Origin of the sequence: Chitinophaga sp. RAB17, assembly GCF_052114225.1 — a bacterium.
Classification (GTDB): Bacteria; Bacteroidota; Bacteroidia; order Chitinophagales; family Chitinophagaceae; genus Chitinophaga.
This window is the reverse complement of record NZ_JBFREI010000001.1, coordinates 701,481-713,630: the sequence shown is the minus strand read 5'-3', so window position 1 is coordinate 713,630 and position 12,150 is coordinate 701,481. Positions and strand designations below refer to the sequence as shown.

Genomic DNA, 12,150 nt, shown 5'->3' with positions numbered 1-12,150 from the left:
TTATGAATAGATGTTTGAACTAAATTATCGTTTTTTTGTTATTTGTTTTTTTGTATATTGACTATTGTGTTAATGATCCCATTTTACCTCGTATTACCTCAACCAATTAATCATATTTAAATCATCCAAAATCGGTCCTTTATGAAACGTATTCACTGTCACCTGCCTTACCTTTTCTTATTAGCCGCTATTCTGGCTTTTGCTGCATGTTCTAAAGATGGCTCCGCCGGTCCTGCTGGTCCTGCCGGCCCTGCCGGTCCCGCTGGTCCTGGTGGCCCTGCCGGAGGGAAAGGCGATGCCGGCACTGCCAATGTTATTTATTCCGAGTGGCTGGATGTTGCTTTTGATACGCTGAAAGATAACTCCGGTGCGGTTGTTGGATTCGGAGGAGATATTGACGCCCCAAAGGTGACAGCGGATATTATATCAAAGGGACTCGTGTATGTGTATGTAAATCTTAGTACACTGGCAGATCCCACCGTAGTGTCTATCCCTTATGTGGACGGGCAGGTATACCTTAATTATGCGCTGCTGACCGGAGATATTTCTATCAATTCAAATCTTAAATTATCTACCGGGCTTAACGCTGCCAACGCCAAGGTTTTTCAATACCGTTATGTTCTGATTCCGGGCGGAGTGGCTGCGCGTAGCAGCAGTGCGGTAGACTGGAAGAACTATAAATCTGTACAGAAATACCTGGGTCTGAAAGATTAATACCATAATATCACAACGATGGAAAAAGTCCTTCTGCCGGTGGCAGGGGGACTTTTTGTTGCAGTATGTGCACAGTTTGTTCCCGGGCAGCCACGTACCACGGGCGTTACAACTGCCATCAGAGGGACTCTGGTAACCGGCTTTTCTTTTGATATACATATCATATGAAAAGGCTACTACTGATTGCATTGTTTGCATACATTATCTTGAATGGCTGCGGCTCCCCCTCCGCTCCAGTCAACTCCAACAACAAAAGTGATATAAGTCCCCGTAATACCGGGATTACGCGGGAGAATGCGTACAACGACCTGTTCCTTGATAGTGCCGTGGTAGAAAAATTTATTACATCGCAAAAGCTGGATGATACCATTGCTACGCGGCTGCGCAGTTTTTATAATGCCCGCAATTTTGAATTTGCCTGGCTCGACAGCCGGGGACCGGTAGAACAGGCGGCAGCTTTCCGTAGCTTATATAATTATAGTAAAGACAGTACCAGCAACAAAACCCTGGACAGACGCCTGGATGCCTTAATGGACGAGGACAGCCTGGAAATCAGCGCTACCGATCCCCAGATGGTCAATACTGAATTGCAGCTTACCTGGCGACTGATTAATTACTTCCAGGAAAAGAGCGCCAGTATTGCGCAACTGGAGCATATGGTGCCGATACAACGTTATCCTGTAATGGTACTGGCTGATTCCATGCTGCAAACCAACGATAAGATGTTTCCGGCCGTAGCGGTTATGAAAGGGCCGCTCAAAGCCTATAGGGAGTATGTCAGCAAAGGTGGCTGGCAGCCTGTGCCCGCCGTGAAAAAGGGGTTAAAGATAGGTCAGTCTTCTCCCGAAATAATACCCATCAAAAAACGGCTTTTCATAACCGGTGAGCTTAAAAATAACGATAGCAGCGAGGTATTCACAACCGAACTGGAAGCTGCAGTAAACAGCTTTCGCAGCAGTAATGGCTATACGCAAAATGGGGTGTTAAATGATACCGTGACGAATGCACTGAACATACCGGCAGAAGAGCGTTTGCAGCAGTTGCTGGTGAATATAGAACGCATGAAATGGATGCCGGAAACGCCTGCCGGAAAATTAATATTGGTAAATATACCGGCTTTTGTGCTGCATGTAACTGATGGGTCCAGGCGCTTGTTTGATATGGATATTGTGGTCGGAAAAGAAGGGCATAGCACTACTATGTTTTCGGGCGTGCTGAACCAGGTAGTATTTAGTCCTTACTGGAATATTCCCCGCAGCATAGTGAGAAAGGAAATACTGCCAGCTATCGGGCGAAATAAAAGATACCTGGCTTCCAAACATATGGAGGTGACCGGAACAGCCAACGGGCTGCCGGTAATACGGCAATTACCCGGTGCACATAATGCGCTTGGAAAGGTAAAATTCCTGTTCCCCAACAGTTATAACATCTACTTCCACGATACGCCGGAAAAGGGCCTTTTTAATCGCGATAACCGTGCTTACAGCCACGGCTGTATAAGATTGAAAGATCCGGTGAAAATGGCGCAGTTTGTACTGGAGAACTCACCTCAATGGACCAACGAAAAAATTGATAGCGCTATGAATAGTGGCAAGGAGAAGTTTGTGGCGGTAAAAGATCCGGTGCCCGTGATCATTACTTATTTTACCGCCTGGAGTGATAATGGGATGTTACATTTTGCATCCGATGTATATGGACACGATATTATTTTCAGAAAGAAATTGTTTCAATAAATCAGGACGCGGTACTATCTCTGCCCAGGATTTTTGTATGAGCGGAATAGTATTTATCCGGACTGTATAAAAACAGGCAGGTACCGTTTCTGATACGTTCAATTACTTTACGGTGAATGTTTTCCGGAATAGCAGGACATCCCAAGCTGCGGCCTATGTATCCCTGGATTTTACCCAGGCTTTCATTTACATAGTTCGCACTGTGCATAACAATGCCTCTGCTGAGCGCGTTGTCGTTGATGCCGGCTTCTTCTCCTTCCAAACGGAGAGAGTAACCATGTTCGCCGGTATAAGTATCGCCGGTGATATAAAAGCCCAGACTGCTTTTGAAGCTGTTCATCTGGTTAGAGAAAGTACTGGCAATGTCTTTACCGGAATTTCTGCCATGAGATACCAGGGTGTTGAAAAGTAATAGCTTGTTTTTGAGATCTATTACGAATAAACGCTTTTTGGTACTGGGCAGGGAAAAGTCTATAATGGAAATTACGTCCGGATTTTTTATCCGTCCGGTTTCTTCCAGGTGTTGATACCCTCTTAATGCATTTTCAAAAGCCTCCCTTGACAGACCAGCTGAGTCCAGTCTCATGTTATCATATAGACTTTCCTGTTTGGAAGAATCTGTTTTTATAACAGCAACAGCCGGTTCATGAGCTGCCGTGGCATTTTCTGCTGTAGTAAGAGTAGTAATGAGAAATGCAAAAAGGCCAATAGTAAGAATAAAAATTAACGGTTTAACTAATCGCTTCAATTTCATGTTCACGCCGTAGTATTTTAGTTGGTTATAAAAATGGCATAGGCAGCGAAGATAACGATTTTTGCAGTGGGAAAGGATGCTGAATGCCCGTCAGAGGCCGCTGTGGAGGTATTTTTAACAGGTTGTTCACATACATGGAAAATGTATATAAGTGGCAAACATCTGTTAATGAATGGACAATTTCGGCATAACACGCTACGCTGGGGGATTTATCTTTGAAGTATTGTTTCGTAAGAAGAGAAAACTGCCATAAAAAAGGGGTCGGTTTCCGTTACCGGCCCTTTATTATTTGCCCCATTATCTTTAATTTTTCATAAAATTTAAGTCATGCCTGAACTACCCGACCTGCAGGCTTTTCGCCATAACCTGGAAAAAGCGTTGCTGCATAAAAAATTAAAGTCACTGACGGTTAAGAATGCAAAGAAACTGCACACCACACCAGAAGCACTGCAATCGGCCCTGGAAGGTCAAACGTTGGAGCATATACTCAGGGTGGGAAAGGAATTACATTTTGTATTTAAGAATGGTCATGTATTAGGTATGCATTTAATGCTCCATGGTAAATTATATCTCTTCCAGAAAAAAAATGAAGAGAAATACACCATTGTAGAATTGTTATTTGGAGATGGTACAGGCCTGGCCCTGACGGATTTCCAGGGCGCCGCCAACATTTTCCTTGATCCGGAAGAGAAGACCGCGCCGGATGCATTATCCAAAGAGTTTAACGAAAGCTACCTGGAAGAACAGTTAGGGAAGAAAAAAATCACGATAAAGAAGTACCTGCTTGATCAGCACAATGTATTGGGTATAGGTAATGCTTATGCAGATGATATTTTGTGGGACGCAAAGATTTCTCCTTTTTCTGTTTGTAATAAAATTCCTGCAGCACAGATAAAAGTATTGCTGAAGTCTATCAAGAAAATTCTACAGGAGGCGGAAAAGAAAATATTGAAGAGTAAGCCTGATATCATTAACGGAGAAGTGAGGGATTTTATGCTGGTGCATAATTCCAAACTAACTGAGAGCCCCGGTGGTGCAGAGATTAAGAAGGATACCGGTGGTGGCAGGAAAACGTATTATACGGATGAACAGGTGTTGTTCGAATAAACGCTGAAAGTACACATAGGAAACCCGGCATCGTTCTGGACGATGCCGGGTTTTTCTTAAAAGACAGGCGATGTGATATTATGTTGTCAGCACTACTTCAGTAGTGGTTTTTTCTTTAGGTTCGTATATACCAGCTGCGATTTTTTCCACAAATGCTTTCGGGAAAAATTTAGGCAGCCAGGCATTCAGCTTGTTGGTGAAGCCGGGGATGATTTCTGCTTTTCCTTTAAAAAGCCCATCTACCGCAATTTTCGCCACGCTTTCAGGTGTCATGTTAAACCGGTTGGCCACGTTGCGGGTATAGTCGCCCATACGGGCTCTGTTCACAAAGTCGGTGTCAGTACTGCCAGGGCTCAGGGCGCTGACAGAGATAGGGGAATGCCTTAGTTCATGCCTTAATCCGCGTGTAAACGAGAGCGCAAAAGCTTTCGTAGCTGCATAGATATTCAGGTAAGGAACCGTTTGATAAGCAGTGGTACTGGCAAGATTCAGCAGGTATGCTTTCGGAAATTTCCGCAGTACCGGTATATAGGCGTACGATAAGCCCACCTGCGCTTTGATGTTTACATCAATAATATTGAATTGTTCTGCCAGGGACAGTTCTTCAAATGCACCATTGATGCCATAACCGGCGTTGTTCACTACTACAGAAAGTACATCATGATAAGTACTGGTCCAGGCGGTCACCTTCAGTAAGGCATCAGGTTGTGATAAATCCTGATGTAACGTATGTGCGTGTACGTGATACTGAGCAGATAATTCTTCTGCTGTGGTAGCCAGTGTTTCAGCGTCTATATCTACCAGGAGCAAATGATAATTTCTTTCTGCGAGTTGTGCAGCGATGGCTTTTCCTATTCCTTTGGCTGCGCCGGTTATTAATGCGTATGACATACTTGTTATTTTTAGAGAGATGGTGAGTTTACTTCAGCGAGACTTTCAGTTCTGGCTTTTACGTTCACCCACTGCGGTCTGCCACCGTAGAGATGTTGTTTGATATGTGCCAGCTTATGATAAAAAGGAGTAGGGCTATTGGCCGTTTTAGGCTGATAGGCGCCAGTAATGATTGGGATATACATCACTCTTCTGCGGCTCTTTTCGCCGGTGTAGGGTGATTGTTGTACACGGTGCCAGAGGCGGCCATCATGTACGGTCAGATCTCCTGCTTCAATATCAAAGCCTACTTCTTTTTCATCAGGATTGTTATCTATGAAATATTTTTTTCTGAATAATAGTTTTAGTAATCCCTGCTCATGTGTGCCGGGGAGCACGCGCAGGCCGCCGTTGTGGAGCGGGCAATCATCGAGGTGAATGCCCACATTCAGCATGGGGAGAATGCGTGATCCTAGGAAGAGGTCCCGTGGACTGTCTGTATGCCAGCCGAGTTGCTTAAACTGGCTCTCTGCCGCGTTTACATAATGGTTGATGACCAAACCATCTTTTTCATTTTCACCGATCCTGCCAGCATAGGAGCCTAGTAAGGAGGTGAGTGATTGCAGCCTTTTGTCTTTTAGTAATTCGCGCAATGTGTTGCTGTAGTGCGATGCAAAGGCAATACGTTGTATAAGGGGGCTGCCATCCACATCAGTACCGAATTTCAGCGGTATACCGTTGACTTTCTGGATGTTGTTGCGGATCAGTAATTCCTGTACCTGCTGCACTTCCGTATGGATATGCGTTAAAGCAGATTTGTCCAGGAAGTTTTTAAACTGGATGATGCCATATTTTTGGAAGTATGCGAGATGCGCATCTGTTACCCCCTCGTCGAGGCGGAATAAAGGTTGGTTGTTCGTTTTCATGACGAAGTACTTTTAGCTGACAGTGATAAAACAGTTGTTGAAATAGAAAATGCTATAGCGGCAATTGGTGGGGTGACCGCAGGCAGGAGTGGGGAATTAACAACAACAATAGGAAGCTGCTACATTTTGATGTTTGGCTGTTGCACCTATTTGGTGCGGATGTCGATATTGATGATCTGTATTCATGGTGAATATGATTTTTTATTAGTCTACCATTCTTGTAGACAAATATAGGAATATCATTTTATTTACAAAAAATATTTTTTTGTGTGCGGTGTTACACGGATGTTAATGGTTTGATAACCTGCTGACAAACAGGTGGGTAAGTCTCCCTGAGAGGAAGGAATGGATACGGGATTCCCGGTAATTTATATTTTGGTCAGTAGTTGTTCATAATCGCCGTTGGTGTCAATATCTACAGCGCCTTGAGGAAAGTCGATGGAAGCCACTTGTTCGGGATGTTGCAGTAATATTTTTTTTGCACCTTCCTGTCCGTTCAATGCGAGCAGTTGAGAGAAGAGTGATTTGTCGAACAGGGCAGGGGTGCCAATGGTATTACCGTAGGAGCAGGCTATTATAGCTTTGCCGGAAGTAGTTTTCAGTGCATACATTTCTTCCAGGAGTGGTGTGGTAATGAATGGCTGATCGCAGAGCAGTAATAAAGCGCTGTTCACACCTGGTGAAAGGTGGAGCAGATGCTGTAAGCCTGTTTTGATGGAGCCGCCCATACCGGTGGGCCAGCCGGGGTTTACCACTGTGTTTACTTTTTCATCGATCAGTTGTTGTTTGATCTGTGTGGCGAAAGCGCCGAGTACTACTACCACGGGCATATTGCCTGATTGTGTGGCGGTGTGTACTACATTTTGTAACAGGCTTTTATTCTGAAAGGGCAATTGTTGTTTGGGAGTACCCAGTCTTTTTGAGGCGCCTGCGGCCAGGATGATGATACCGGTTGTTTCCATTATAGTTGTTGTTGAAGGATGATTTGTTGTTCACGTGGGTGGATGGTGGTTGTTTTTTCCCGCAGAGAGGTGGCGGCAGCTGCGGACAATACGGATTTTATTTCGCTGATAACGGATAATGCTATTTCTTCGGCTGTTTCTGCGCCGAGATCAAGTCCTGCAGGTCCGTGTATGCGTGCGCGTTGTTGCCTGGAAATAGGAATACCATTTTCAGACAGTTCTTCCAGCATACGCTGTAATTTCTTTGCGGGGCCTAATACACCTATGTATGGTAATGGCAATGGCAGCAGTTGTGCCAGCAGTGCCAGGTCATAATTGTAGTTATGCGTCATGAGTACCACGGCAGTATGCTGGTCGGTAGCTACCTGTGCAAGTGCCTGCGCAGGTTTGGCTGTGAGTAGTTGTGTCGCCTCCGGGAAACGGGTGGTAGTGGCGTATCCCGGGCGTCCGTCTACAACAATGGTATGCCATCCCAGCAGGCAGGCCATTTTCACGAGTGGGATTACATCATTACCGGCGCCGGCGATCAGTAATTGAGGTGCCGGTGGCAGGTAGGCGGTATGTGCCGTATAGTCGTTGCCGGTAGAGAGGTATGTTTTTGTGAAAGTGGTTTGTGTCTGGAGTGCCAGGTGTGCATCAGCGGTGATGGCATTTTGTAGGTGACAGTCCGGGATGTGGTGCTGCATTTGTCCGTTGGCCGTGAGTACCAGGCAGGTGCCGGGTTGTGGCGCTTTGCGGTTATGCAGGGTAAAAATGGTGACGAGTACTGCGGGGGTACGGTGATTGGTTACTTCCTGCAGCAGCGCTACCGGGTTATGTGGATCGTTGGTATTGACAGGTTCCAGGAGTATATGTATGATGCCATTGCATCCCAGTCCTACGCCCAGCTTGGCGTCGTCTTCATCATTGGTGTCGTAGGTCACCAGCATGGGTTGTTGCTGTAGCATGACCAGTTGTGCCTTACGCAGGGCATCTCCTTCCAGGCATCCACCGCTGATGGCGCCGGTGAGGAGACCATTTTCAGTTACCAGCATACGTGCACCGGGTTGCCGGTAGGCAGAGCCTTCCACATGCACGACGGTGGCCAGTGCTGTTCTGAGTCCCTGCCTGCAGGCAGTATGGTACGCTTTCACGATATCTTCCAGTTCTTTCATGTAGTCATTTTAATGCACTAAACAGATGCGGCGGTATTCAATACCTTATCAGGTGTAATGGGTAAATCTCGTACGCGTTTACCGGTGGCATTGAATACGGCATTGGAAACGGCGGCAGCAAAGCCTATCAGCGCTATTTCTCCCATGCCTTTGGAGCCCATGGGATTAATGTAAGGATCTTTTTTATTGATGAAATATACATCTGTGGGTGGCGTGTCTGCATTGACGGCTACGTGGTAATCTGCAAAGTTATTATTTACAAATCTTCCGAAGCGGTGATCCAGTATAGCCTCTTCCGTTAGTGCCATTCCTATGCCGCCAACAACGCCGCCAATCATCTGGCTGCGCGCGGTTTTGGCATTAACGATGGTGCCAGCGTCGGCCACGCTCACAATATGCTGGATCCGTACTACGCCGGTATCCGGATGCACATGCACTTTAGCGAAGTGTACAGAAAAAGAATACATGGAGTATTTTTTTCTTTCCGGGCCACCCTGTGAGGTCGTCATTACTTTTACTTCCGGCAGCTGTTGCTGCTGTAAGAGCGCTTCGTAACTAATTTTTGTTTCCTGGTTGGCGGTCATCAGTTGTCCATCTTCATAAATAACAGTTTCCGGTGTAGCTGTTTTAAAAGCGGGGATATTACTGATGGCGATGGTAGCCAGTTGCTGCTGTAATGCTTTACAGGCATCCGATACCGCGCTGCCTACAGTGGATACGGTAGAAGAACCTCCTTGTTCAGGTGCAAAAGGATAGATTGATTCTCCCAGCATGAACTTTATTTTTTCCGGTGCAATGCCGGTAACATCTGCGGCAATTTGTACCATAGCAGTGGCGGTGCCGGGGCCAATGTCGCTGGCGGCGCTTTGCAGTATCAGGGAGCCATCTGCTTTCAGTGTAGCCGACACCGTAGCCTTGCCACGGTAAGCACCGAAAGTACCACTACTCATGCCATAGCCTACCAGCATCCCATTTTCTTCCATGCTGCGGGGCTGTGGGTTCCTGGCGGACCATCCTATTTTTTCTGCACCCAGTGCATATGCTTCTTTCAAATATTTACTGGAAAACGGAAGATTTCTTTCCGGATCGGTATCTGCGTGGTTGAGGATTCTCAGTTGCAGCGGATCCATTTTCAGCTTATATGCCAGTTCATCGATGCCCGATTCAAGGGCAAAGGCGCCCGTAGCTTCACCGGGGCCACGCATCCATACGGGTGTACTCATATTGAGTGGCACCAGCTGGTATTTCGTATTCACGTTCGGACAGGCGTACATGAATTTGCTCATAGCTACAATGCCCTCTGTAAAGTCTTCGTAGGGAGAGGTGATGGCTACTGCTTCGTGGGTGATGCCGGTCAGTTTACCTTCCGCAGTAGCACCCAGGCTTAATTTCTGGGTAGCATTAGGGCGGTAGCCTACCAGCGTAAACATCTGGTCGCGGGTGATTACCAGTTTTACTGGTTTGCGTATTTTTTTAGCGGCGAGTATAGTAGCTACTTCCAGTGGCCATATGCGCAGGGCCATTCCAAAACCGCCGCCTACAAATTGCGAATGTACGGTGATGTTTTGTTCCGGTATCTGGAACAGGTCTTTGATGGTTTCCTGTACGCTTTTTACGCCCTGTGTTTTGGCGTAGAGTGTCAGCGTGTCCGGTGTTGTCCAGTGAGCGATGATGCCTGCCAGCTCCATTGGATTGTGTACTTCCAGTGGAATGGTATATTCAGCGCTGTGTGTGACTGCAGCTTTTTCCCAGGCATTGGCTTCTCCGCGGAGATAGTCTTTCATACGACTATTCTGAAAGGCTTTGCCGATGCTGGCGGTCATGTCGGTATAATGTGTTTCCTGGTTGTATTGTACGTCTACCAGTGTGGCCGCATATACCGCACGTTCCAGGGTATTGGCTACTACGATGGCTACGGGTTGTCCATTGGAGTAGATACGGTCATCTTTGAATATCTGCAATCCATTTTTTTCGCCGGGTTTGGATTGCTGATAGCCTGCTACTCTGGGGGCATTGAGGTGAGATACAACATCTGCCACACCGGGAGCGCGCAGGGCTTTGGTGGTGTTAATACTTCTGATGGTGCCGTGGCTGATAGGGCTGCATACCAGTGCGGCGTACAGCAAATCATCGACGTGATAGTCTGCGAAATATTTTGCACCGCCGGTTACTTTCAGGCGGCCATCTACACGGTCCATGGACTGTCCTGTTTGTTGTTTTTTCATACGGTGGCGGCTTTTTGTAATGCGGTTTGAATACTGTTGAGTGCCAGGGCTGGTTTAAACATATTATGTTTATACGCTTTGGCGGATTGCATAGCGATGTTGGCGGCTATACGAAAGTTTTCTGTGGTAGGTGCTTTGCCGGTGAGTGCTTTTTCTGCATCGGGTAAGCGCCAGGGTTTATGTGCCACACCACCCATCGCGAGACGGGCGCCCTGAATAACACCATCACGGATATCCAGTGCAGCAGCTACTGATACCAGCGCAAATGCGTAGGAAGCGCGGTCGCGTACTTTCAGGTAGTATATATTTTTAGTGAATGTATTGGCAGGGATTTCTATGGCAGTAATCAGTTCTCCTTTACCGAGATTATTATCCAGCTGCGGCGTATTGCCGGGCAGCCGGTGGAAGTCGGTGAACGGAATGCGGCGGTTGCCTTTAGGGCCGGTTACCAGCACCGTTGCATCCAATGCAGCCAGGGCCACACACATATCGCTGGGGTGTACGGCAATGCAGCTGTCGCTTGCGCCGAAGATGGCGTGCATGCGGTTGATGCCGCCGATAGCGCCGCAGCCGCTGTTGGGGTTACGTTTGTTGCAGGGCATGGTGGTATCGTAGAAATAAGAACAGCGTGTACGCTGCATGATATTGCCACCCACGGTAGCCATATTGCGGAGCTGTTGTGAGGCGCCTGCCAGCAGGGCCTGGGACAGCAACGGATGATGTGTTTTTATGAGTTCATGCGCGGCCAGATCACTGTTGAGCACCAGGGAGCCTATATGCAGGGTACCCTCATTTAATTGAATATCTTTTAGTGGCAGGCGGTTAATGTCTACCAGTTTTTCTGGTATAACTACACCGCTTTTCATCAGGTCCAGCAGGTTGGTACCACCGGCAATGAAGCGGGCGTTGTCTTTGGCAACGGCGTCAATAGCGGCTTTCAGGTTGGTGGGCCTTACATAGGAGAATTGGTTCATACTGTTTTCCCTCCTTTTTTTACATCGGTGATGGCATTTACAATATTGTCGTATGCGCCACAGCGGCAGATATTGCCACTCATGAATTCACGTATTTCTTCCGGAGAGCCAGCATGTCCTTCACGTATACAGGCTACTGCGGACATGATCTGACCGGGTGTACAATAACCACACTGGAAGCCATCGTGTTTAATAAAAGCTTCCTGTACGGGATGCAGCTGATCGCCATTGGCCAGTCCTTCGATAGTAGTGATTTGTTTGCCTTCCTGCATCACTGCGAGGGTGAGACAGGAATTAATGCGGTGGCCGTTTACATGTACCGTACAGGCGCCACATTGTCCGTGATCGCAGCCTTTTTTGGTACCGGTCATGGCCAATTGTTCCCGCAGGAGATCCAGCAAGGTGGTGCGTGGCTCCACAGACAGCTGCATTTTTTTTCCATTTATTTCCATACTCACTGGCATCTTTTCAAAGATACCTGCAATGGCTTCATCGTGTTGAGCGGCTTTCATCACCAATGGCGGAGTGAGTGCCAGTGCCATCATTGCGGAGGACTGCTTCAGAAAGTCACGGCGTGCTTCCTGTTTATCCTTTCTGTGAGAGGAGGGTTGTTGGTCGTTTTCAGCAGACATTTTGCATCAGTATTTTTCACTAATAAGATAGGGAAAAATATTGGTATTCTGATACGGGGAGGATTGTTTTAATTAATCCTGTTTTATCCCGGATGAACA

The 12,150-nt window shown here is 46.9% G+C and carries 12 protein-coding genes; 4 read left to right on the top strand and 8 right to left on the bottom strand.

The features are described 5' to 3' along the window. Positions 1-141 precede the first annotated feature (141 nt). The 3 genes from AB4Z08_RS02560 to AB4Z08_RS02550 are packed head-to-tail and all read left to right on the top strand — an operon-like array spanning position 142 to position 2,447. Positions 142-714, top strand: coding sequence for a hypothetical protein (locus AB4Z08_RS02560; RefSeq protein ID WP_441572207.1), 573 nt, complete (start codon positions 142-144; stop codon positions 712-714). Between the two features lie 18 nt (positions 715-732). Beyond that, entirely contained in the window at positions 733-882 is a 150-nt protein-coding gene (locus tag AB4Z08_RS02555) for a hypothetical protein (RefSeq protein WP_441572206.1), read from the top strand. Beyond that, positions 879-2,447 (top strand): L,D-transpeptidase family protein, encoded by a 1,569-nt coding sequence (locus tag AB4Z08_RS02550; RefSeq protein WP_441572205.1) that lies wholly within the window; start codon positions 879-881, stop codon positions 2,445-2,447. Before AB4Z08_RS02555 ends, AB4Z08_RS02550 begins: the two co-directional genes overlap by 4 nt. A gap of 1 nt (position 2,448) precedes the next feature. Here the strand turns inward: AB4Z08_RS02550 and AB4Z08_RS02545 are convergent, their stop codons facing one another. Beyond that, positions 2,449-3,201, bottom strand: a complete 753-nt coding sequence (locus AB4Z08_RS02545; protein ID WP_441572204.1) for a murein L,D-transpeptidase catalytic domain family protein — start codon at positions 3,199-3,201, stop codon at positions 2,449-2,451. Positions 3,202-3,528: 327 nt separating this feature from the next. Here AB4Z08_RS02545 and AB4Z08_RS02540 point away from each other — a divergent pair, with 327 nt between their 5' ends. Beyond that, positions 3,529-4,308 carry a DNA-formamidopyrimidine glycosylase family protein gene (locus tag AB4Z08_RS02540; protein ID WP_441572203.1) on the top strand — a complete coding sequence of 260 codons (780 nt, stop codon included), beginning with the start codon at positions 3,529-3,531 and terminating at the stop codon, positions 4,306-4,308. A 78-nt stretch (positions 4,309-4,386) separates the two neighbouring features. Here AB4Z08_RS02540 and AB4Z08_RS02535 read toward each other — a convergent pair whose 3' ends face one another. The 7 genes from AB4Z08_RS02535 to AB4Z08_RS02505 all read right to left on the bottom strand — a co-directional run bounded on the left by AB4Z08_RS02535 (position 4,387) and on the right by AB4Z08_RS02505 (position 12,051). After that, a complete protein-coding gene (locus tag AB4Z08_RS02535) occupies positions 4,387-5,199 on the bottom strand; it encodes an SDR family NAD(P)-dependent oxidoreductase (RefSeq protein WP_441572202.1) in 813 nt (270 codons plus the stop codon). 11 nt (positions 5,200-5,210) lie between these two features. Beyond that, positions 5,211-6,104, bottom strand: coding sequence for a phytanoyl-CoA dioxygenase family protein (locus AB4Z08_RS02530; RefSeq protein WP_441572201.1), 894 nt, complete (start codon positions 6,102-6,104; stop codon positions 5,211-5,213). Between the two features lie 368 nt (positions 6,105-6,472). Beyond that, positions 6,473-7,066 (bottom strand): nucleotidyltransferase family protein, encoded by a 594-nt coding sequence (locus AB4Z08_RS02525; protein ID WP_441572200.1) that lies wholly within the window; start codon positions 7,064-7,066, stop codon positions 6,473-6,475. Beyond that, on the bottom strand, positions 7,066-8,220 hold the full coding sequence (locus AB4Z08_RS02520) for an XdhC family protein (protein ID WP_441572199.1): 1,155 nt from the start codon (positions 8,218-8,220) through the stop codon (positions 7,066-7,068). The genes AB4Z08_RS02525 and AB4Z08_RS02520 overlap by 1 nt, the downstream gene beginning before the upstream one ends. Before the next feature lie 17 nt (positions 8,221-8,237). Continuing rightward, positions 8,238-10,445 carry a xanthine dehydrogenase family protein molybdopterin-binding subunit gene (locus AB4Z08_RS02515; protein WP_441572198.1) on the bottom strand — a complete coding sequence of 736 codons (2,208 nt, stop codon included), beginning with the start codon at positions 10,443-10,445 and terminating at the stop codon, positions 8,238-8,240. Beyond that, complete coding sequence (locus tag AB4Z08_RS02510; RefSeq protein WP_441572197.1) at positions 10,442-11,419, bottom strand: FAD binding domain-containing protein; 978 nt, start codon at positions 11,417-11,419, stop codon at positions 10,442-10,444. Before AB4Z08_RS02510 ends, AB4Z08_RS02515 begins: the two co-directional genes overlap by 4 nt. Next, positions 11,416-12,051 carry a (2Fe-2S)-binding protein gene (locus AB4Z08_RS02505; RefSeq protein WP_441572196.1) on the bottom strand — a complete coding sequence of 212 codons (636 nt, stop codon included), beginning with the start codon at positions 12,049-12,051 and terminating at the stop codon, positions 11,416-11,418. Before AB4Z08_RS02505 ends, AB4Z08_RS02510 begins: the two co-directional genes overlap by 4 nt. Positions 12,052-12,150 lie beyond the last annotated feature (99 nt).